The sequence below is a fragment of the Microcella sp. genome (genome assembly GCF_040286215.1).
In the GTDB taxonomy this organism is placed as follows: domain Bacteria; phylum Actinomycetota; class Actinomycetes; order Actinomycetales; family Microbacteriaceae; genus Microcella.
Genome location: NZ_JAVKCK010000010.1, coordinates 63,358 through 83,724 on the forward strand (window position 1 = coordinate 63,358; position 20,367 = coordinate 83,724).

Consider the following 20,367-nt stretch of genomic DNA (forward strand, 5'->3'; position numbering starts at 1 on the left):
GAGACCGAGGGGGAAGGCCGTCTCACGAGACGGCCCTCCCCCGATCCCAGCATCCCCTACTGGACCGTGAAACCCTGCTCGGTGGCGTAGGTCACGATGGCGTCCTGCCACGCGGCCAATCCTGCCGTGAGGTCACCCTTCTCGGAGATCTCCTTACCCAGGGTGTCGATGAAGCTCGACGCCACGAAGTCCTGGAACGGAAGCCATTCGAACTCTGTGTCGACGGTCTCGGAGATCTCCGCGAAAATCTCGTTGACGCGCTGACCGCCGTAGAACTCCGATTCCTGCTCAGCGAACTCGGGCGCCGACAGCACCTCGGTCCGCGTGGGGAAGAGGAACTGCTCAGTGGCGAAGAGCAGCGTCGACTCCGAATCGGTGTTGATGAACTTCGCCAGCTCGGCGGCAACAATGGGGTGCTCCGTCGTGCTGAGTGCAGCGAGTGTCGATCCTCCCCAGTTGCCAGCGATCGGGTTGGACGCGTCGAACTGCGGCAGCGGCGCGGCGCGCCACAGCCCCGAGGTGTCGCTGGCGGTGCCCTGCAGGAAGGCGGGGCCCCACGCGGCCGTCAACCAGCCCGCGTAGGTTCCGTTCGCAAGACCCTGGTACCAGCCGTCGGTGAAGCTCGGGTCCACCGCGACGAGGTCGCGATCGATGAGGTCCTGCCAGTAATCGATGACCTTCTGCGACTCGGCACCGGTGAGCGCGACGGAGATGGTCTCGGCACCGTCGTAGGTGAACGGCGCGGCGCCGGCCGCCCAGAGCAGGCCGAGGAACGCTCCGGCGTCGTTGCCCGAGAGGCTTGTGATGTATGAGCCCGAGTCAGCCTTGATCGCCTCGGCCGCGGCCGTGTAGTCCTCCCACGTCTCGGGCGCCTCGGAGATTCCCGCCGCGGCAAGGATGTCCTCGCGATACAGGTTGCCCATGGGCCCAGCGTCTTGGGGTATCGCGTAGACGGCATCGCCGTTGGTCACCTGAGACCACGTCCAGGGCGTGAACTGGTCCTGCACGTCTGCTGCCCCGTAAGGAGCGAGATCGAGCAGGCTCTCTGTCAGCACGAAGGAGGGAACGTACTGGTACTCGAGCTGAATGACATCGGGGGCACCCGTTCCGGCCTCGAGGGCCGTGCGTACCTTCGTATAGTGCTCGCCGCCCTGCCCGACGTTCTCGAGGTTTACCGTGATCTCGGGGTAGGCCTCCTCGAAGAGAGCGACCTGCTGCTCGATGCCGGGAACCCAGGCCCACATGGTGATCGTCGTCGGGGTCGACATTGCCGTCTCGAAGTCAGAGGCCGAGGGCTCCTCCGTCGCGGCGGCGCAACCGGTGAGGGCGATGGCCGCGACTGCGGCGATGGCGCCCAGCTTCATTGCTGTGTGTCTGCGCATGACCTGTCTTTCTGTGATTCGTGGTGGTGCGGGGCAGACGTGGTTCTCGGCCTGTGCATCGTGACCTGGCCGTTGTCGTCGTGAGAGCGGCACGCGTTGGGTCTCGAGCATGCAGGGCGGTCGGCGCCCGGCTGCGGAATGTTTCCGGCAACATCGCTTATCGTTACCGGAAACATTCTCTGTGTCAAGAACTCTTTCACCCCACCGGTTACAGGCTCGGTGGCGCAGTGGAGGCTCTCAGGATGAGTCGCGGCTCCATGAACCGTGCGCTGTCGGGAACATCATCCCCCGTGATGCGCGCCATGAGCGCGGTGAAGAGATAAGTGCCCTGCTGCTCGAAGTCGATCCGCACAGTCGTGAGCGGCGGCATGTAGAACTCCGCCTCAGGAATGTCGTCGAACCCCGTCACGCTGATGTCGCTCGGACAGCTCCTGCCAGCCTCGCCCAGTGCACGCATGACGCCGAGCGCCATCTGATCGTTGCCGCAGACGATGGCGGTCACGGATTCGCTCAGCCGCCCATCGCGCACGGCGAAGTATCCCGATTGCGCGCTCCAGTTGCCATAGAGCACCGGATGCTCGCGCAATCCGTGCTCGCGCACAACGCGGGTGAAGCTCTCCAGTCGGCTCTTCGCGGCGTAGTAGTCCATGGCGCCCGTGACATGAACAATGTTCCTGTGGCCGAGCTCGATGAGGTGCTCGACCACCATCTGCGCCCCGTATGCGTTGAAGCTCGTGCCGATCGGGCCAGGCAGATCTGCGGGGCCCGTATCGAGCAGCAAGGGCGCTTCTACGGGGACCTTCCCGATCGCCTCGCGCATCTCGTCAGAGATGGCCAGTGCCACCACACCAGCGAGATCTTGATGGCGAATCACGTCGAACGCGTCAGCCAGCGATGCGGGGTTCTCGAGGTCGAAGGCGACGATGTCGACGACGTACCCAGCCTGACGGGCCGCCACCGCGACTCCCTGCACGGTCTGGCTCGGCCCGGCCGACAGCAGGTCGCCCGTGAGCACTGCAATGCGGTGCGAACGATTCGTCGCGAGCGACCGCGCGGCGAGATTCGGTCGGTAGTCGAGCTCCTTGAGCGCCGTCGCCACCCGCGCGCGCGTGGCGGGCCGGATGCCCTCGAACCCGGAAAGGTAGCGAGAGACAGTCTGGTGCGACACTCCCGCGCGCTCGGCGACGTCATAGATCGTCGCTGCACTCGTCTTCTTGCTGGCCATGGTGGGCGGATCTTTCCGGTAACAGAGGGGGTAGAGATGACTGTAGTAGCGCGCACCTCAGCAACGGCTCTAGCACCGCCACCGCGACCTTCTCGCGGATCGTGAGGCGCCACTACGCCTCGCGCGTGATCTCGACCGTGACGAACAATCGCGAACTCGCCGACCCCGCGTACACGCCGCGCAGCGGCGGCACATCGGTGTAGTCACGGCCGCGACCCACGATGATGTGGCGGTCGCCGATCTCGATCGCGTTCGTTGGGTCCCACCCGCGCCAGCCGCCGTCGAACCACTCGACCCACGCGTGCGACTCGCCCGTGACCGTCTCGCCGATCTCAGCGTCAGGCTTGGGGTGCAGGTAGCCGCTCACGTAGCGCGCGGGAACTCCGGCGGTGCGCAGAGCTCCGAGAGCGAGGTGGGCGATGTCTTGGCAGACACCGCGTTGGTCTTGCCACGCCTCGGCCGCCGTCGTGTGCACGCCGGTCACGCCCGACATGTACTCGACCTTCTCGTGCACCCAGTCGCAGATCGCTCGCGCAGCCTCGGCAGGCTCCGCACTGCCGGCGAGCTCGCGCGCTCGGTCTGCGACCTCGTCCGGCGGCATGGTGAGTCGGGTCTGGCGCGTGCTCTCGACGAGGGTGACCGAGCTGTCGAAGAGCGTCGGCAGAGCATCCCACCCGATCGGTTCACCGTCGACCGGGCGATCGCGCACCTCGACGAGGCTGTCAGCCGTGAGAGTGAGGTCGTGGTGCTGGTCGAGCAACTCGAACGCCGTCGCGCGGGTGCCGAAGTAGTCGGTGTAGTGGTGCAGGGTCGACACGGGGGAGATCTCGAGGTTCGAGAACAGCACGAGCTGGCCATCGGAGGTGGCCGGCAGCATGCGGGCCTCGTTGTACGACGCCGTGACGTCGCCCTCGTAGCGGAAACCGGTGGTGTGACGCACGCGCAAACGGTTCATGACGACTCACCCACCCAGGTCGGCGCAGCGTTGGTCGGGAAGTAGCGCTGGCGCACGGCCTCGCTCGCGGAACTCGTGGCCGCCTGCACGGCATCCATGTGGCGCTGCAGGTCGTCGATGATGTCGTTGATGGGCCGGTACTCCAGCTCGCTGCGAATCTGCCCGAGCTGGCGCAGCGCGGCGTCGCCGACGCCGGCGCGCCCTGCGCCGCGCGGCTCGATGTCGCGCAGGCAGGTCTCGGCGTTGCTCACCGAATACAGGATGCTGCGCGGAAAGAGGCGATCGAGCAGCAAGAACTCCGCCGCGTTCGTCGAGCTCGGCACCCCGCGGTACGTGCGCAGATACGCCTCGTACGCGCCGCAGCTGCGCAGGATCGTCGTCCACGACGCGCCGGACGCCTCCGTCAGCGAGCGGGTCGCCAGCAGTCGGGCGGTCATGTCTGCGCGCTCAAGGCTGCGGCCGAGCGTGAAGAAGCTCCACGACTCGTCGCGGCTCGACGACGACTCGACGATGCCGACGGCGAGTGCTGAGCGCTCGCGCACCCAGCCGAAGAACTCGTGCACCTTGTCATTCGCCACCCGACGTGGCATGCGTGCCCGCGTGGTGTTCAGCGCCTCCCAGAGCTCGGTCGAGACGACTTCGCGAGCACGCCGTGCGTTCTCGCGCGCGGCCCCGATCGAATACGCGATCGAGGCGGGGTGCGAGCGGTCGACGGCGAGGATGCTCAGCACGTCGGCGCGCGTGAGCTGATGATCAGGTTCCGCATCGCTGCCCATGACGCTCAGCAACGAGCGGCACGCGGTGTCCTCGTCGATCCATGGGTCTTCGAGCAGCAGCTGCAGGTGCACATCGAGGATGCGCGCCGTTCCATCGGCGCGCTCGACGTACCGACCGATCCAGAACAGGCTCTCGGCGATTCTGCTCAGCATCATGGCTCCTCCCCGTCGCGTCGCGGAGCGCCCTTGCTCAACCTTCTTCTGATCTGCTGCTGCTGCTCTTGTTGATCGCGACGCGGAGAATCCTGCGGGTTGTGATCGGGCAGCGGCATGTGCGCGTCGGTGATGATCGGAATCGACTGCGTGACCGTCGCCTGCTCGGTCACGATCCCCTGAATGTCGTGGCTGTCAGCGACCATCGCCTCGCGACCGACGACCCAGGTGTCCTTCGAGCCGCCGCCCTGCGACGAGTTGACGACGAGCTGCCCCTCCGGCAGCGCGACACGCGTGAGGCCGCCCGGCAGCACCCACACGCCGTTGCCGTCGTTCACGGCGAACGGGCGCAGATCGGCGTGACGCGGTCGAACCCCCTCGTCGACCAGAGTCGGAATGGTGGAGAGCTGCACGACGGGCTGGGCGATCCATCCGCGGGGGTCCGCGAGGAGGCGGGCGCGTAGCTCCTCGAGTTCTGTCGCGCTCGCCGCCGGGCCGACGACGAGGCCCTTGCCGCCCGATCCGTCAACAGGCTTGACCACGAGCTCGTCGAGTCGGTCGAGCACCTCTTCCAGAGCATCCGGCTCTTCCAAGCGCCACGTGTCGACGTTGGGAATGATCGCGTCCTCATCCAGGAAGTACCGGATCAGATCGGGCATGTAGGTGTAGACGAGCTTGTCGTCGGCGACGCCGTTGCCCACGGCGTTCGCAATGGTGACGTTGCCGAGGCGGGCCGCCATCATCAACCCCGGAGTGCCGAGCATCGAATCGGCACGGAACGTCAGAGGGTCGAGGAACTCGTCGTCGACGCGGCGGTAGATGACATCGACGCGCTGCGGGCCGGACGTTGTGCGCATGTAGACGCGGCCGCCCGAGCAGAACAGGTCGCGGCCCTCGACGAGCTCGACTCCCATCAGGCGGGCGAGGAGGGTGTGCTCGAAGTACGCGGAGTTGTACACACCGGGGGTGAGCACGACGACCGTCGGTTCGCCGACGCCGGTGGGAGCCGAGGAGCGCAGCGCGTGCAGAAGCTGATTGGGGTAGTCGCCTACCGGGCGCACCCGCATTGAGACGAAGAGCTCGGGAAGGGTCTGCGCCATGACGCGTCGGTTGGAGATGACATAGCTGACACCGCTGGGCACCCGCACGTTGTCTTCCAGCACGCGCCACGCGCCGTTCTCGTCGCGAATCAGGTCGATGCCCGAGACCTGGATGCGCACGCCGTTCGCGCTCTGGATGCCTGCCGCCTCGCGATGGAAGTGAGACGACGACGAGATGATCCCGGCGGGAATGACGCCATCCGCGATCGAGCGCTGAGGCCCGTAGATGTCGGAGAGGAAGCGTTCGAGGGCGCGGACGCGCTGCGAGATTCCGCGCTCCACGTCGACCCATTCCTTGCGGTCGATGACGCGAGGCATGGCGTCGAGCGGGAAGGGCCGCTCCTCGCCCGCGAAGTCGAACGTGACGCCCTGAGCGAGGTAGCTGTCGGCGAGCGCCTCCGTGCGGCCTCGCAGCTCGTCGGTGCTCATCTGGGCCAGGGCCTGGTGAACTTGACGATACGGCAGGCGCACCTGGCTGTCGGGGGCGAACATCTCGTCGAAGGCGACCGCCGAGCCGCCGCGTGACGGTGTCGGCGCGTATCCCTCGAACAGGTCGGCCATAGGCCCACCCTACTCGGGGCGTATTGCGGCGATGTTTCCGGCCGCCGGGGCTGTCAGTCCGTCGGGGCCGGGGTCACGGCGTGCGCGATCCAGGTCAGGAGCGCGTGCTGAGCCGCGTCGCGGCCCACGGTCTGCTCGAACTGGCGGTCGAGGGCGCCCGTGCGCCCGAGGCTCGCGAGACCGTGCACGACGGCCCACGCGAGGACGGGGGCGAGTCCGTAGGCGGGCGAGACGATGCCGGGAGGCACGGCGCGGGTCAGCACCCCGAACGCGGCGGCCCCCGCCGTGGCGACCCCCGGCTCCGCGCGTCTGATCTCGGGGGTGTCGAAGAGCAGGCGGTAGATCTCGGGCTCCCGTCGCTCGAAATCCAGGTAGCGCATGCCCACTTCGACCATGGAGTTGATCGTGCCCGCCTCGGGCCCGTCACCGCGGCCGGAGAGGTGCGCCGTGAGCTCGTCGAATCCTCGCTCCGCCATCGCGGTCAGGAGGCCGGCGCGGTCGCCGAAGACGTAGCCGGGCGCGGCGTGCGAGACGTCGGCGCGCGCCGCCACAGCGCGCATCGTCACCGCGGAGACGCCCGCATTGCGCAACAGTTCGAGCCCGGCATCGAGCAATCGCGACCGCAGATCGGGAGAGCGAGGGGGGTTCGTCATCGCCCCATTCTCGCGGATGGCTTGACACTGTCAAGTCCGCACGCCACACTGGCTCTACTTGACACTGTCAAGCGCACGATCGCCCTGTACGGCTCGCGCTCAGGACCACGGAAGGACCTCGATCATGACCACCACCGCACCTCGCACGCAGCGCACGGCCGCGCGCACGATCCACATCGTTGTCGGGCTCCTGCTCGGTGCGATCGTCTACGCGCCGACGGCCATCGGTGCCGTGCTCCTGCCGATCGCCCAGTACGTCGGCGTGCCCGCCGTCGTCATCACAGGCCTCTTCCTCTGGCGACAGGCGTGGATCCGCTCCTGGATGCGTCGCCGCACCGCCTCGTCGTCGGCCTGAGCCGCGGGAGCCCGGCAGCTCGCGGCCAGCGCGCGCGAGCATCCCCCGCCCTCAGTCGGCGAGCTCAGCCTCCAGCCGCTCGACATCCTCGCGATGGCACAGCTCCGTGGCCGCCGTCATGGCGGCTGCGGAGCCTGCCGCGACCCCGGTGCGGAAGGCCGCGTCGAGGTCTCGGCCCTCGGCGAGGCGCAGCACGAGACCGGCGAGGAAGCTGTCGCCCGCCCCGACCGTCGAGGCGACGTTGATGGCGGGCGGTCGCAGTCGCAGCGTGCCCTCGCGCTGCACGAGAACGGCTCCTTCGGCGCCCATCGTGAGCGCGATCGTCTCCACCCGACCGTGCTGAACGAGCACCTCGGCGGCGGCGATGCGCTCCTCGACCGTCTCGAGGGTCGCGCCGACGAGCTCGCCGAGCTCCCGCCCGCTCGGCTTGATGAGGAACACGCCCTCATCGAGCGCCGCTGCGAGCGCCTCGCCCGAGGCATCCACGATCGCGCGGGCTCCATGCCGGTGGGCCGCGCGCGTCGCGCGGGCGTAGAAGTCGTCGGGAACGCCCGGCGCGAGCGAGCCGCTCAGCACCAGGTAACCGCCGAGCCTGCTGGCATCCTCTGTCGCGTCGAGTGCCGCCTGCCATTCGCGGTCGCCCAGCTCGGGCCCCTGCAGCACGAAGCGAAACTGGTCGCCCGTCGATGTCTCATCGATGGTGATGTTCTCCCGCGTCGATCCCGAGATCGGTATCACCCGGCCGATGATGCCCTCCGCCTCCAGCAGCTGGCGGTAGGCCTGCCCGGTCGGCCCGCCGAGCGCGTAGATCGCGGTCGACTGGCCGCCGAGGCGCCGGATGACCCGACTCACGTTGATGCCGCCGCCGCCCGGGTCGACACGGCTCGGCCCGCAGCGCATCTTGTGCTCGGGCCGCACGCGCTCGGTCGAGGTGCTCACGTCGAGCGCGGGGTTGATCGTGAGCGTCACGATCGGCATCGGCGGGGCGGAGCGCGTCTCGGCCATGCCCCTCAGGCTAGCCGTGCGCGGCGTACTGCTGCCGGATCACCGGGCGGGCATCCGCGGGATGCTGCGCCCACGTCGCGACGGGCCACTCGGGCCGCGCGCCAGCGAGCGCCCATGCCGCCTGCGCGGCGGCCCCGAGGGCGACGTACTCGCCCGGCTCGGGGATGGTGACCGGCACGCCGAACACCTGCGCCGCGACGGGACCGACGGCGGCACTGCGCGCGGCGCCGCCGATGAGCAGAATGCGCTCCGCGGGCACCCCGAGGCGCATGATGGCGTCGAGCCCGTCGGCGAGGCCGCACAGCATCCCCTCGACCGCTGCACGGGCGAGGTTCTCGCGCGTCGTGCTCGCGAGCGTGAGGCCGTCGAGCGTCGCGGTCGCGTCGGGCAGGTTCGGTGTGCGCTCGCCCTCGAAGTACGGATGCAGCACGACACCCCCGGCGCCGGGCTGCGCGGCGAGAGCCAGGTCGGCGAGCTCGTCGTGATCGACATCGAGCAGGCGCGCGACGGAGTCGAGCACCCGCGCGGCGTTGAGGGTCGCGACGAGCGGAAGGTGGGCGCCGGCAGCGTCGGCGAATCCCGCTACCGTGCCCTGGGCATCCGCCACAGGCTCTGCGCTCACGGCGTAGACGGTGCCGCTCGTGCCGATAGAGACGACCACGTCGCCCGGTCGGGCGCCCAGCCCGAGGGCGGCGGCCGCGTTGTCCCCCGCGCCCGGCCCCACGACGATGCCGCTGCGGCATCCCGACAATTCAGGAGTCTCGGCGTCGACCGCGACCGAGTCGAGCGGGTTCAGTACCCGCGGCAGCACGACGCGGGCGGGATCTCCTGAATTGTGGAGATCGGCGTCGACGGCCGCGGGGTCGGCGACGCGCGCGGGGCGACCGAGGGCGCGCTCGAACAGGTCGAGGTCGTACTCGCCGCTCGCCGCCGACCAGTAGGCGGTGCCGCTCGCGTCCGACCGGTCAGTGGTGAGCTCGTCGAGCTCCGGGCCGAGCGGGCTCTCGCCCTCGGGGCCGTACCCGCGCACGCGCCAGGTCAGCCAGTCGTGCGGCAGCGCGATGGCCGCGACGCGGGCGGTGTTCTCGGTCTCGTGGTCGCGTAGCCAGCGCAGCTTGGTTGCCGTGAACGAGGCGACCGGCACCACACCCGTGCGGCGCGCGTACTCCTCGGCCCCCACCTCGTCGATCAGGTCGGCGGCGGCGGGTGCGGATCTGGTGTCGTTCCACAGGGGTGCATCGCGCACGACGCGACCCTGCGCATCGAGGGCCACCATGCCGTGCTGCTGGCCCCCGATCGAGATCGCGTCGACGTCGTCGAGCCCTCCGGCCGCGTCCACAGCCTCCTGGAGCGCGCTCCACCACGCGGCAGGGTCGACCTCGGTTCCCTCAGGATGCCCGGCGCGACCCTCCCGCACGACGCGGCCGCTCGCCGCATCGACGACGAGCACCTTGCAGCTCTGAGTCGATGAGTCGACCCCCGCGACGAGGGCCACGACTAGCGGGCACCCATGAGGTGCTCGGTCGCGAGCTGCTGCAACCGCACGAAGCCGAACCCCTTGCCGTCGAAGTAGGCGGTCGCGTCGAAGTCTTCGTACGCGCTGCGGTCGGCGAGCAGCGACTCGACCGACTCGTCTGCGCCGAGCGTCGACTCGCTGAGTTCGGCAACGCGCGCCGCGGCGAGCGCCTCCTGCACCTCGGGGTCGGCGCGGAAGGCCGCGGCGCGCTCTTTCAGCAGCAGGTAGGTGCGCATGTTGGCCTTCGCGCTCTCCCACACGCCTGACTCGTCCTCGGTGCGGGACGGCTTGTAGTCGAAGTGGCGGGGGCCATCGTAGGCACTGCCCCCGTTCGGGCCACCGTTCTCGAGCAGGTCGACGAGCGAGAACGCGTTGTGCAGGTCGCCGTGCCCGAAGACGAGATCCTGGTCGTACTTGATGCCGCGCTGGCCGTTCAAGTCGATGTGGAAGAGCTTGCCGGCCTCGAGTGCCTGAGCGATACCGGCGGTGAAGTTGAGGCCCGCCATCTGCTCGTGGCCGACCTCGGGGTTGAGGCCCACGAGGTCGGGGTGCTCGAGTGTCTCGATGAACGCCATCGCGTGACCGAGGGTCGGCAGCAGAATGTCGCCGCGCGGCTCGTTGGGCTTGGGCTCGATCGCGAAGCGGATGCCGTAACCCTTGTCGGTGACGTACTGGGTGAGGATGTTGACGGCCTCGCGGTAGCGCTCGATCGCGGCGCCGACGTTCTTCGCCGAGTCGTACTCGGCACCCTCGCGGCCGCCCCACATGACGAAGGTGTGAGCGCCGAGCTCGGCGGCCAGGTCGACGTTGCGCAGCACCTTGCGCAGCGCGAAGCGGCGCACGGCGCGGTCGTTGGAGGTGAACCCGCCGTCTTTGAAGATCGGTGCGCTGAAGAGGTTCGTGGTGATCATGGGCGTCTGCAGGCCCGTGGCCTCTTTGGCCGCGATGAGGCGGTCGATCTGCGTACGTCGCTCTGCATCGGTCGAGCCGAACGCGAAGAGGTCGTCATCGTGCAGGGTGAGCCCGTAGGCGCCGAGCTCCGTGAGCTTCTCCACGACGCGGACGACGTCGAGGGGGGCGCGGGTGGGGCCGCCGAACGGGTCCGCGCCGTTGTAGCCGACCGTCCAGAGGCCGAACGTGAACTTGTCTGCGGGGGTGGGCGTCGTTGCCATGTCTCGTTCCTTGTTTGTCATGGTGCGTGGGGATGCTGCTGAGTCACGACGAGGTCGTCGCAGGTGCGGCCGTCGCAGCCGTCTCGAGAACGGCGACGACCTCGAGAGCCTGCTCCACAGGCACGGGCTCGGGGCCGGTGCCCCGAACGGCGGCGCTCGCCCGTCGGTAGAACTCGGCGTAGTCGCCGGTGACGGTGGGGATGCGCGACGAGACGGCTCCCGCCGCGGTCTGCTCGATGAGAGTGCCGTAGTCGTCCGGTGCGACGTCACCGAAACCCTCGTCGGTGGGCCGAGCACCAGCGTCGAGTGCCGGCTCTTGCGGATCCAATCCATAGGAGACGAAGCTGCCCCGAGAACCCAGAACCCGGAACCGCGGCGCGGTCGGATGGCTCACCCTGGTCATCAGCAGTCGGGACACGACGCCGGAGTCGTGCTCCAGGTGGATCTCCGAGTGGTCGTCGTTGCCGCCACCGTCTCGTACCGTGCGCAGCCGCGCCCCGATGGAGGTCGCAGGCCCGAACAGCTGTATCGCCTGGTCGACGAGGTGGCTTCCGAGATCCCAGGCGACGCCGCCGCCCTTCGAGGCCGGCAGCTGGTCCTTCCAGCCGTTCGTCGCCTCGGGTGCCCAGTGCTCGAATGCGGACTCGAAGTGGAACACCTCCCCGAGACGCCCCTCCTCGATCAGTGACCGAACTGTCAGGAAGTCCCCGTCCCACCGACGGTTGTGGAAGACCATGACGGGCCGACCGGCCTTGCCGGCAGCATCGCGGATGAGTCGCGCGTCTTTCACCGACGGGACGAAAGGTTTGTCGACGATCACGGCTGAACCCATCGCCAACGCCGTCAGGGCGAGATCACGATGACTGTCGGGCGGTCCGGCGAGGACGACGAGGTCGATGCCACCGTTCACGGCGTTCAATTCCCCGAAGTCTCGACAAATGCGCGCTGATGGGTACTGTCTCGCCGCCAGCGCCGCCCTTTCGTCGTTTGCAGTAACAATTGCTGTCAGTTCAAAATTATGGTCGGCGTCGATGAAGGGGGAGTGGAAGACGCGTCCAGACAGCCCGTATCCGACCACCGCGGTGCGGATGGGGCGCGTACTCGCTGCATCTTTCAGGCTCGACATGCATCGATGCTATCCCCATTGACCTATTTAGATCAAGCATGAATTAATAGGCCTGCTGGTACTGTGGGAACGAGCGAGATACCTCGCTGAGACGGTTCCAGCAGAAGGCAGTGCGATCATGTCCATGCGCAAGACCACCGCGCCCGATGTGGTCCCCGATCGATTCCACAAGACGCCCGGCTCGAATCTCGGCAGCCTTCGGGCGCACAACCTGTCAGCGATCCTCACCCGCATCCACCATGACGGCCCGCTCGCGCGGAGTGACCTTGCCGAATCCACCGGTCTCAATCGATCGACGATCACCATCCTCGTCAACGAGTTGATCGACCGCGGTCTCGTCGTCGAGGCCAGCACCAACGGCAATGGCGCGAAGAAGTCTGCTGGTCGACCCAGCATGTCTTTGCACCCGAGCGACCGGATCATCGCCATTGCGGTCAATCCCGAGATCGACGCCATCACAGTCGGGATCGTCGCGCTCGGAGGGCGTGTCCATCGCAAGATCCGGTACGCGACGGACAAGCCGCCCACGATGAAGGAAGCCGTGAACATCACGGCGGCGATCATCGAGGGGATCGAGACGATGTTGCCGGACGACTCGCGCATCATGGGCATCGGAGTGGCGGTTCCCGGTCTCACCAATACGCTGGACGGCTCCGTCCCACTCGCTCCCCACCTGAACTGGCGGCAGGAACCTCTGGCGCAGGCGCTCGCCTCGCGAACAGGTCTTCCGGTACGGGCGGGAAACGATGCGCACCTGGGCGTCCTGGCCGAGACGGTGTTCGGGGGCAGCACTCATGTGGGAAGCACGCTGTATCTGAATGGTGGCGCGAGCGGTATCGGTGGCGGCGTCGTCTCCAACGGGGTCCTCCTCACGGGTGCGATGGGTTACGCGGGCGAGTTGGGGCACATGCGCATCCGCAGCGGTGGTAAACGCGACACGGCGGGACTCGAGGGCACGCTCGAATCCGAGGTCGGGCGCGAAGACCTGCTTCGCAGCCTGGGGCTCGAGAGCCGCGATGCGCTCGACCTCGACGATGCACTCGCCGCGCCGCGCAGCCCTGAAGCGCAGGCGGAGATCGAGCGACAGGTGAAGGCCCTCGGAGTCGCTCTCGGAAGCCTGATCACGATCTTCAACCCCAACCTCGTCGTGCTCGGAGGGTTCCTCGGAAGCCTCTACGATGCCGAACCGGACATGCTGCTCTCCGTCGTCGCTCGCGAATCGCTCGCGGCCCACTATTCGGCGGTGCGGATCACGCGGCCAACACTGCGAGACGACATCCTCCTGGTCGGCGCAGCCGAGCTTGCCTTCTCCGCACTGCTGTCGGATCCGACCGCGAGCGACGTGTCCAGCGAGCCGCCGACCCTTGACACGATCCTGGAAGGGAGCGCCTAGATGACTCTCGTGACTCTGCGCAATGCGCAAGGAACCACCGCAGTGCTGTCGACGTACGGGGCGAGGCTGGTGGAACTGCTGGCTCAAGACGCTGCGGGATCCTGGGCGAACATCGTGCTCGGGCACGACACGGAGGAGGAGTACCGGAGGAATCCGAACTCCTACTACGGCGCGACCGTGGGTCGAGTCGCCGGCAGGCTCGCACGTGCGCGTTTCCAGGGCAGCGGTCTGGACTTTCCGGTCTCCGCCAACGAGGGCGACACCCATCTGCACGGCGGCCCGGAGCGGGCACTCGATCGAGTCGAGTGGACCGTGCGCACGAGCTCCGACGGGAGAGAGGCCGCGTTCGAGCACCTCAGCGAGGCCGGCGTGGAAGGGTATCCCGGAGCCCTGGCGGTCACGGCGACCTACCGTCTCACCGAGACCAACGAGCTCGAACTCGGCTTTCTTGCGACCACGACCGCGCCGACTCCCGTGAACCTCGTCAACCACACCTACTTCAATCTCAGCGGCGATGCGAGCCGGTCCATCGTGGATCACGTTCTGCACATCCGGGCGAATGAGATACTCGCGACCGACGAGAAGCTCCTCCCGGTAGGCGGCGTCGCCTCCGTCGCCGGCACGGCGTACGACTACCGCTCGGAGCGGCGGATCGGCGACGATCTACCAGCTTCGAGCGGCGAGCCGTGGCCGGGTATCGATAGCACCTACGTGCTGGACGCGGGAGGAGCGGGGAGTGCCGCCGCAACACTATGGGAACCCGAGAGCGGCCGAACCCTCGAGATCAGGACGACCGAGCCCACCCTCCAGGTGTACACGGGAAACCGCATCCCACCGTCGGTCGGGCGGCACGGCGCGAATTATGGCCCCGGCAGGGGAATCTGTCTCGAGGCGCAACGCGTCCCTGACTCCCCCGCACTACCCGAGTGGCCCTCGATCGTGCTTCAGCCTGGCGACGAGTACCGGCAGATGACGACGTGGCGACTCGGCACGCGCTGAACTACCGCGCAGCCGCCTGCTGATCGAGGGCGGACTGCATGATCTCGATGTCCTCCTCGGTCGTGCCCCCAGAGATTCCCAGGCCGAACCGCTCTCCGCTCGACACGACGAAGGGTGCACCGCCGCCGAAGCCGATCAGCTTCGAGCCCGAGTTCACCGCGAGGCCGTAGAGAGGACCACCGGGCTGCACCTTGTCGGTGAGCTCTGCTGTGGCGACGTTGAACGTCGCCGCGGTGTACGCCTTCCTGAATGCCATCTCCAGCGAATGCATCGGTGCGCCCGTCATCCGGTGCAGAAGCGCCGGGTTCCCGTGCACATCCACCACGCTCACGACGACGGTCAGACCCATGTCGACTGCCGTGCTCTCGGCCGCGGCTGCCACTGACTTCAGTTCCTCAAACATGCACTTCTCCTTGTTCTTGTCGGTCGGATATCTCGGTCATGCTTGGCGCATCTCCGTGAGCTCCTGCCAGAGCTCGTCCGGGATCTCAGCCTGCATCCAGCGGTCGTTGCGAGCCTGCTGCTCGGGTGTGCGGGCGCCGATGCAGACGTTCGCGATAGCGGGATGCGAGCTCGCGAAGCGGGTCGCCACCGCGCCCAGTTCGACCCCGTGACGTCCGCAAAGATCCTCTATCCGTCGCACCCTCCCGACCACGTCGGGCGGGGCAGCGGCATAGTTGAAGCGCGCATCGGGTGTCGTACCGGTCGCAAGTATTCCCGAGCCGAAGACGCGGCCATTGATCACGGCCACCCCGCGTCCTTCGCATTCGGGAAGCAGCTCATCGGCTGCCGACTGGTCCAGCAGGGTGTAGGTGCCGGCGATGAGAAGGCAGTCCAGGTCGACCTCCTCCAGCGCCGCCAGGCAGACATCGGTCTCGTTCACCCCGATGCCGACGGCGCGGGTCACCCCCTCGTCGCGCAGGCGCATGAGTGCGGGGAACGCACCATCTATGGCCTCACGAAATCGATCCCGTTGGGAGTCGCCGTGAGTGAACCGGTCGGTGTCATGCACGAGGAGGGCATCGACGTGGTCCAGGCCCATACGCTGCAGGCTCGCATCGACCTGGCGCATCACCCCGTCGTAGCTGTAGTCGAATTCCATGCGCATCGGCGGGGTGTCGACCCAGGGAGAGGTATCTCCCGGATCAGATGACGGAGTCAGCGTTCGGCCGACCTTCGTCACGAGGAAGTACTCGTCGCGTGGGTGATCACGCAGTTGCTCGGCGAGTCTGTACTCGGCCAACCCGTGGCCGTACATGGGTGCTGTGTCGAAGAGGCGCACGCCCCCCTCCCAGGCCGCGTCGATCACTCGTCGGGATTCGTCGGTCGAGACGACCCTTCCCATGTTGCCCAGGGCGACGCTGCCGAAGCCCGCGAGCGTCACATCGACGCCGAGTCGGCCGAAGGGACGGGTGGTGGTGGTCATGGTGGCGCGGGTCCTCTCGGTTCGATGAGGGAGGGCGGATGCTTCGAACGGTGAGCCTCCGCCCTCCCGGTCGTGCTACTGGGAGGAGCGCTCCATGAGTTCGAGGAACTCACGCGTGGAGAGAACGTCTCCGTACTGCGCCTGGATGTTGCGCAGACCCTCCCAGTACTGGCCATAGCCCTCCGGCACCTCGTGGTCGTAGTCGGGGTTCCGACCGTGCGAGTTCAGCGGAATAGCCGTTCCCGAGTCAGCGACCACGATGACCTTGTAGCCCTTCTCGAAGCCGTCACGCGTGGTGGTGGGCACGCAGTTGCCGGTCGAGGATCCGACGATCACGAGGTACTCGCAGTCGTCCTGCTGGAGCCAGCTGTTGAAGGGCGTCTCGAAGAAGCTGCTGTTGCGGTGCTTGCGGAGAACGGCCTCGCCCTCCTCCGGCACGAAGCCGTCGCACAGGGCGCCATCGAAGGTGCCGTGGTTGAACGGCGAGTCCGGCTCCTTCCAGGCGGGGTACTTCTCGCCCCACAGACCGATGTCGTAGCCGTTGGGGTCCATTCCCCACATCGACCAGTTGATCTTCAGGTTCTTGGCGCGCGCAGCGTCCAGGACCTTCTTCGCCTGGACGAGCGTCTCCTCGCCGGAGGGAGCCCCGCCGACGCTCTGAACGTAATCGGCGCCTCGCTTGTCGAGACAGAGATTCTGCACGTCCAGCATGTGGATCACCGTGCGGGAGAGGTCGATCGTGTCAGGCACGTACCGGTACGTGCGGTCGACCCACTTGTTGAGCTTGTCCTCGAAGTTCGACATCTTGTTTCTTCCTTTCTTGTTGGGTGGTGGCGGAGTCTCACGCGTCGGAGCGCGAGCGTCACGCAGTGTCGGGACCGTCGTACTCGAGCAGCAGCTCGCGCCAGTCGTACTGCTCGACGAAGTACGGCGCCGTCGTGTAGGTGCCGTCCATCGTGTCCTTGAGCGACTCGGGGCCGGGGAAGCCGATCACCTTCCAGCCGACGCGGCCCTTGTTGCCCCCGTAGACGGGATCCGCGTAGAAGCCCTGACGCACGTGGAACGCCAGGGTGTCGAAGAAGCTCTTCCCCGTGTCGGTGTTCCCCTGCAGTCGCGAGTAGAACACTTCGTGCTCGTCGAGGCGAACATGCTTGGGCTTGGGAGCCCCGCTGATCTCCACGAGGATCGCGTCCTGAGTCGCCTCGTCGGCACTCACGAAATCGGAGGCACCATGCCGTTGGGCGATGGCGTCGAGCTCGCGAACCCCTTCGCGGTACATCTTCTGAAAGTCGTTGGTCCTCGCTCGAGCGACGCGTGCTTCCTCGCCTTCCATGCGCAGGAACCCACTGCCGTCAGCAGCCGCGTAGTGGAAGTCGATTCCCGAGAGATACCGATCGATGAAGACGATCACGCGTGCCTCGCGGGCCCCGGGATCGTGGTCGGTGGGGATGATGCGCGCAGCGGCGGCTTCCACCGTGCTCCACTCGTGCTCGGAGAAGAAGAGCTTCTCGTCTGAATCAGGATCGATCGAGACGTCGACGATCTTCCATTCGGATTTGGAGGCCATGGTCTTTTCCTTCCTTAGTTCCCGGCCGACACGGGCTCGAGGACCAGACGTTCGCTGCGTCCCTTGAGATAGGTGTTCGCGATGTAGTCTGCGGCGCGCCACGAGTGAGCCATGATCGTCAGTGTCGGGTTGACTCCCATGGCGGTCGCGAAACCGGATCCGTCGAGCACGAACAGGTTGTCCACCGAGTGGGCCTGGGCCCACTCGTTCAGCACAGACTTCTGCGGATCGTTGCCCATGCGAACGGTGCCGTGCTGGTGGCAGGCGTTGCCCGTGAACTCTTCTCCGAGGTACACCGGCATTGTTCGCACAGCGCCGGCCGCCTCGAGGATCTCCACGTTCTTGTCGATCTGCCACTTGCTCATCGCGGTGTCGTTGGCGTGCGGCTTGTTGGTGATGCGCGCGACAGGCATGCCCCAGCGATCCTTCACCGTCGGGTCGAGATCCACACGGTTGGTCTCCTGCGGCAGATCCTGCAGGATCATGCCGATCTTCATGGAGTGCAGGAAGTAGTCGCGGTCGGCATCCTTCGCAGCCTCGCCCCAGACGGGCTTGCCGGGCAGGATCGGATTGATGGGCTGGCCGATCTGGGTTGTCGCGATGATGCCGCCACCGATGTGCCCCCGATCATGGTCGGTCTCGTAGAAGTGCATCGAGCCGCCACTCTGGTAGTTGCCGGTGAAGCCGTTGAGCGGATCAGTCACCTCGCGGTCGAAGAGCCCCACGGCGAACAGGTACTCATGGAAGGTGGCGTTCTTGCCGACCAACCCGGAGTCGTTCGCGAGACCCTCGGGGAACCGAGGGGACTTCGACAGCAGCATGAGGCGCGACGACTCGATGGCGCCGAGTGCCAGGATGACGACGGTCGCCTCCTGCAGATGCTCCGAGCCGTCCGGTGCGATGTATACGACTCCCGTCGCTCGTCCGTTCTTGTCGACCTTGACCTCTCGAACGAAGGTGTCTGCTCGCACCTCGAAGTTGCCCGTCGCGAGCGCGTCGGGAATGTAGGTCGTCGCGACAGTCGATCGGGTCTCCGTCGGGTCGCCGTACTGGTTCCAGAAGCTGGTCCTGTTGACGGCCTTGCGCCCGAGCTCGTTCCGCTCGGTCAAGTGGCTCATGGGAAGCGGCATCGCGTTGATGCCGAGCTTGCGGCACCCCTCGTAGAACTTCGCCCCGAACTTCGTCGGGGGAAGCGGGCCGCTGGGGTAGGGCTTGGACCGGAATCCCGCACCGATCTCCGCGCCGTTCAATCCCGAGATTCCGTAGCTCCACTCCACCTTCGTGAGGTAGGGCTCGAGGTGCTCGTAGCGGTACGGCCAGTCCGCCAGGCTTGCGCCCTCGATGTCACCGTGGAGCGATCGCATGATGAAGTCGGAGGGGCGCGGACGAGGCGTCCAGCCGGCCATGTGAGTGGTCCCCCCGCCGACCGCTGATGGCACGGGGGAGAAGTTGAAGATGCGGCCCTCAGAGCTCTCGTCGCTGCGGACCGTGCGCGGCATGAGGTCCACGTCGGGCCACAGGTAGCTGCGATTCTGGAACTTCAGCTCGTCGCCCGAGTAGTGCTCGCTCGGTCGAAGCCATGGTCCTTTGTCGAATCCCACGACCGAGTACCCGGCCTCGGCCAGAACCTTGGCGGCCGGCCCTCCTCCCGCTCCCAGTCCGACGATCACGACGTCTACTGGATCATTCTTCTCGACCATCAGCGTTCACACCTTTCTGGTTGTGACATGTGTTGTTTGTGTGTGTCGCCGTGGGGCGCTCCACTGCCTCGCAGAGCGCCCCACGGTGCGACGGGAGTGCTAGTAGTTGCCGGGTCCAGCCAGCGACGCTGCGATCTTCGCCTCTGCCCAGTCCACGTTCGACTGATCCACGACGATGGTCGGAATGCGGATGAACTGTGCGACGGTCATCCCGAGGATCTCGTGCTGGAACAGGGTGTCGATCATGGTGCGGCCCATCTCGACCGAGTTCACATCGACCGTCGCGGAGAGCTTGCCCTGGCGGATCGAGTCCATGCCCGAGAGGAGGCCGTCGGCACCGATGGTGATGATGCCGGAGGTTCCGTCCCAGTGCTGGAGACCAGCGAGGTCGATGGCCTGCGAGGCCCCGAGAGCCATGTCCTCGTTCTCGCCGTAGATCGCGTCGACGTCAGGGAACTTCGTCAGGAGATCCTGAGCGGCGGTCAAGCCCTGATCCCTGACATACCCGCCGTCTGCGGAACCGACGATCGTCATGCCGGGGTACTCCGAGATCGCCGCCTCAAAGCCGAGCTGACGCAGCTTCGTCCAGTCGGAGCCCGAAGGCCCGAGGATCTGGATGATCTCTCCTGCGCCGTTCAGCTCTTCGGCGAGGTACAGACCCGCGATGTAGCCGGACTGCCAGCGGTCGTCATAGCCGATGTTCGAGACGGTGAAGAGCCCGCCAGTGGGGTCGTCAGCCTGCGACGGGTTGGCAAGCTCCTCCGTCGAGTTGAACTGGTAGAAATCAACGCCGCCTTCCGATCCCGCAGCGTAGATCTCCTGCATCGTGGAGGCCGGCGCGGCCGAGCATACGAACACCGCATCGAACTCATTGGAGATGAAGTTTTGCACGATGCCGACCGCCTCGACACCCGAGTGCGCGTCGTTGAGGGCGCCCTGGCGGGCCCACTCCCACTGAATGCCGTAGCACTCTTCCAGCTCGTGCATCCGATTGAACGCAGACTTCTCGACCTGCGTGTAGAACTCGGACAGGATCGGCGGGGTGTATCCGACCTTGAGCGTGCGGCCATCGACCGCAGCGGTGATCGCTGCCTGCTCTTCGGGGCTTCCGCACACCGCGGTGCCGACGTCGCCGGACGCCGTGGAACCCGCGTTGTTCGAGCTGCCGACCGTGGAGCAGGCGGCGAGTCCGACCACGAGGGCACCACTCGCCGCGAACGCGGCGAGTCGCTTCAGGGCTCGACCGCGCGCGCCATGCGTGCGGAGGGTGAGCTGTTCTTGTGACATCTGATCTTTCCTTTCA

At 66.9% G+C, this 20,367-nt stretch carries 19 protein-coding genes; 3 read left to right on the forward strand and 16 right to left on the reverse strand.

Features of this window, described 5'->3' with window-relative positions; genetic code table 11:
• Positions 1-56: 56 nt before the first annotated feature.
• The 6 genes from RJQ01_RS04990 to RJQ01_RS05015 form a co-directional block, all read right to left on the reverse strand.
• Complete coding sequence (locus RJQ01_RS04990) at positions 57-1,364, reverse strand: ABC transporter substrate-binding protein (RefSeq protein ID WP_350475621.1); 1,308 nt, start codon at positions 1,362-1,364, stop codon at positions 57-59.
• A 226-nt stretch (positions 1,365-1,590) separates the two neighbouring features.
• Positions 1,591-2,607, reverse strand: coding sequence for a LacI family DNA-binding transcriptional regulator (locus RJQ01_RS04995; protein WP_350475622.1), 1,017 nt, complete (start codon positions 2,605-2,607; stop codon positions 1,591-1,593).
• Between the two features lie 112 nt (positions 2,608-2,719).
• Entirely contained in the window at positions 2,720-3,562 is an 843-nt protein-coding gene (locus tag RJQ01_RS05000; protein ID WP_350475623.1) for a transglutaminase family protein, read from the reverse strand.
• The gene (locus tag RJQ01_RS05005) at positions 3,559-4,491 is read right to left on the reverse strand and encodes an alpha-E domain-containing protein (protein ID WP_350475659.1); all 933 of its coding nucleotides are present in this window, start codon (positions 4,489-4,491) and stop codon (positions 3,559-3,561) included. The genes RJQ01_RS05000 and RJQ01_RS05005 overlap by 4 nt, the downstream gene beginning before the upstream one ends.
• Positions 4,491-6,152 (reverse strand): circularly permuted type 2 ATP-grasp protein, encoded by a 1,662-nt coding sequence (locus tag RJQ01_RS05010; protein ID WP_350475624.1) that lies wholly within the window; start codon positions 6,150-6,152, stop codon positions 4,491-4,493. The genes RJQ01_RS05005 and RJQ01_RS05010 overlap by 1 nt, the downstream gene beginning before the upstream one ends.
• 53 nt (positions 6,153-6,205) lie before the next feature.
• On the reverse strand, positions 6,206-6,805 hold the full coding sequence (locus tag RJQ01_RS05015; protein ID WP_350475625.1) for a TetR/AcrR family transcriptional regulator: 600 nt from the start codon (positions 6,803-6,805) through the stop codon (positions 6,206-6,208).
• 124 nt (positions 6,806-6,929) lie between these two features.
• Here RJQ01_RS05015 and RJQ01_RS05020 point away from each other — a divergent pair, with 124 nt between their 5' ends.
• A complete protein-coding gene (locus RJQ01_RS05020; RefSeq protein ID WP_350475626.1) occupies positions 6,930-7,160 on the forward strand; it encodes a hypothetical protein in 231 nt (76 codons plus the stop codon).
• Between the two features lie 51 nt (positions 7,161-7,211).
• Here the strand turns inward: RJQ01_RS05020 and RJQ01_RS05025 are convergent, their stop codons facing one another.
• From RJQ01_RS05025 to RJQ01_RS05040, 4 genes are read right to left on the reverse strand one after another with little or no spacing between them, the layout of a single operon-like run.
• Entirely contained in the window at positions 7,212-8,165 is a 954-nt protein-coding gene (locus RJQ01_RS05025) for a 1-phosphofructokinase family hexose kinase (protein ID WP_350475627.1), read from the reverse strand.
• A 10-nt stretch (positions 8,166-8,175) separates the two neighbouring features.
• Positions 8,176-9,660, reverse strand: a complete 1,485-nt coding sequence (xylB, locus tag RJQ01_RS05030; protein ID WP_350475628.1) for a xylulokinase — start codon at positions 9,658-9,660, stop codon at positions 8,176-8,178.
• Between the two features lie 2 nt (positions 9,661-9,662).
• The gene (gene xylA, locus RJQ01_RS05035; protein WP_350475629.1) at positions 9,663-10,853 is read right to left on the reverse strand and encodes a xylose isomerase; all 1,191 of its coding nucleotides are present in this window, start codon (positions 10,851-10,853) and stop codon (positions 9,663-9,665) included.
• A gap of 43 nt (positions 10,854-10,896) precedes the next feature.
• A complete protein-coding gene (locus RJQ01_RS05040) occupies positions 10,897-11,979 on the reverse strand; it encodes a Gfo/Idh/MocA family protein (protein WP_350475630.1) in 1,083 nt (360 codons plus the stop codon).
• A gap of 124 nt (positions 11,980-12,103) precedes the next feature.
• Between RJQ01_RS05040 and RJQ01_RS05045 the strand changes: the two genes are divergently transcribed.
• Positions 12,104-13,372, forward strand: a complete 1,269-nt coding sequence (locus RJQ01_RS05045) for an ROK family protein (RefSeq protein ID WP_350475631.1) — start codon at positions 12,104-12,106, stop codon at positions 13,370-13,372.
• Positions 13,373-14,371 carry an aldose epimerase family protein gene (locus RJQ01_RS05050; RefSeq protein ID WP_350475632.1) on the forward strand — a complete coding sequence of 333 codons (999 nt, stop codon included), beginning with the start codon at positions 13,373-13,375 and terminating at the stop codon, positions 14,369-14,371.
• 1 nt (position 14,372) lies between these two features.
• On the opposite strand, the gene RJQ01_RS05055 is transcribed toward RJQ01_RS05050, so the two are convergent.
• The 6 genes from RJQ01_RS05055 to RJQ01_RS05080 all read right to left on the reverse strand — a co-directional run bounded on the left by RJQ01_RS05055 (position 14,373) and on the right by RJQ01_RS05080 (position 20,351).
• Entirely contained in the window at positions 14,373-14,774 is a 402-nt protein-coding gene (locus tag RJQ01_RS05055; protein ID WP_350475633.1) for a GlcG/HbpS family heme-binding protein, read from the reverse strand.
• A 36-nt stretch (positions 14,775-14,810) separates the two neighbouring features.
• On the reverse strand, positions 14,811-15,797 hold the full coding sequence (locus RJQ01_RS05060; protein ID WP_350475634.1) for an aldo/keto reductase: 987 nt from the start codon (positions 15,795-15,797) through the stop codon (positions 14,811-14,813).
• Positions 15,798-15,872: 75 nt separating this feature from the next.
• A complete protein-coding gene (locus RJQ01_RS05065; protein ID WP_350475635.1) occupies positions 15,873-16,601 on the reverse strand; it encodes a cysteine hydrolase family protein in 729 nt (242 codons plus the stop codon).
• 58 nt (positions 16,602-16,659) lie between these two features.
• On the reverse strand, positions 16,660-17,364 hold the full coding sequence (locus RJQ01_RS05070; protein WP_350475636.1) for a gluconate 2-dehydrogenase subunit 3 family protein: 705 nt from the start codon (positions 17,362-17,364) through the stop codon (positions 16,660-16,662).
• Positions 17,365-17,378: 14 nt separating this feature from the next.
• On the reverse strand, positions 17,379-19,064 hold the full coding sequence (locus tag RJQ01_RS05075) for a GMC family oxidoreductase (protein WP_350475637.1): 1,686 nt from the start codon (positions 19,062-19,064) through the stop codon (positions 17,379-17,381).
• Positions 19,065-19,163: 99 nt separating this feature from the next.
• Positions 19,164-20,351 (reverse strand): sugar ABC transporter substrate-binding protein, encoded by a 1,188-nt coding sequence (locus RJQ01_RS05080; protein WP_350475638.1) that lies wholly within the window; start codon positions 20,349-20,351, stop codon positions 19,164-19,166.
• Positions 20,352-20,367: the final 16 nt, after the last annotated feature.

What these genes read in the sequence shown, in the direction of transcription:
- RJQ01_RS04990 (WP_350475621.1), bottom strand. Translation starts at nt 1,364, where the DNA reads ATGAAGCTGGGCGCCATCGCCGCAGTCGCGGCCATCGCCCTCACCGGT.
- RJQ01_RS04995 (WP_350475622.1), bottom strand. Translation starts at nt 2,607, where the DNA reads ATGGCCAGCAAGAAGACGAGTGCAGCGACGATCTATGACGTCGCCGAG.
- RJQ01_RS05000 (WP_350475623.1), bottom strand. Translation starts at nt 3,562, where the DNA reads ATGAACCGTTTGCGCGTGCGTCACACCACCGGTTTCCGCTACGAGGGC.
- RJQ01_RS05005 (WP_350475659.1), bottom strand. Translation starts at nt 4,491, where the DNA reads ATGCTGAGCAGAATCGCCGAGAGCCTGTTCTGGATCGGTCGGTACGTC.
- RJQ01_RS05010 (WP_350475624.1), bottom strand. Translation starts at nt 6,152, where the DNA reads ATGGCCGACCTGTTCGAGGGATACGCGCCGACACCGTCACGCGGCGGC.
- RJQ01_RS05015 (WP_350475625.1), bottom strand. Translation starts at nt 6,805, where the DNA reads ATGACGAACCCCCCTCGCTCTCCCGATCTGCGGTCGCGATTGCTCGAT.
- RJQ01_RS05020 (WP_350475626.1), top strand. Translation starts at nt 6,930, where the DNA reads ATGACCACCACCGCACCTCGCACGCAGCGCACGGCCGCGCGCACGATC.
- RJQ01_RS05025 (WP_350475627.1), bottom strand. Translation starts at nt 8,165, where the DNA reads ATGGCCGAGACGCGCTCCGCCCCGCCGATGCCGATCGTGACGCTCACG.
- xylA (WP_350475629.1), bottom strand. Translation starts at nt 10,853, where the DNA reads ATGGCAACGACGCCCACCCCCGCAGACAAGTTCACGTTCGGCCTCTGG.
- RJQ01_RS05040 (WP_350475630.1), bottom strand. Translation starts at nt 11,979, where the DNA reads ATGTCGAGCCTGAAAGATGCAGCGAGTACGCGCCCCATCCGCACCGCG.
- RJQ01_RS05045 (WP_350475631.1), top strand. Translation starts at nt 12,104, where the DNA reads ATGCGCAAGACCACCGCGCCCGATGTGGTCCCCGATCGATTCCACAAG.
- RJQ01_RS05050 (WP_350475632.1), top strand. Translation starts at nt 13,373, where the DNA reads ATGACTCTCGTGACTCTGCGCAATGCGCAAGGAACCACCGCAGTGCTG.
- RJQ01_RS05055 (WP_350475633.1), bottom strand. Translation starts at nt 14,774, where the DNA reads ATGTTTGAGGAACTGAAGTCAGTGGCAGCCGCGGCCGAGAGCACGGCA.
- RJQ01_RS05060 (WP_350475634.1), bottom strand. Translation starts at nt 15,797, where the DNA reads ATGACCACCACCACCCGTCCCTTCGGCCGACTCGGCGTCGATGTGACG.
- RJQ01_RS05065 (WP_350475635.1), bottom strand. Translation starts at nt 16,601, where the DNA reads ATGTCGAACTTCGAGGACAAGCTCAACAAGTGGGTCGACCGCACGTAC.
- RJQ01_RS05070 (WP_350475636.1), bottom strand. Translation starts at nt 17,364, where the DNA reads ATGGCCTCCAAATCCGAATGGAAGATCGTCGACGTCTCGATCGATCCT.
- RJQ01_RS05075 (WP_350475637.1), bottom strand. Translation starts at nt 19,064, where the DNA reads ATGGTCGAGAAGAATGATCCAGTAGACGTCGTGATCGTCGGACTGGGA.
- RJQ01_RS05080 (WP_350475638.1), bottom strand. Translation starts at nt 20,351, where the DNA reads ATGTCACAAGAACAGCTCACCCTCCGCACGCATGGCGCGCGCGGTCGA.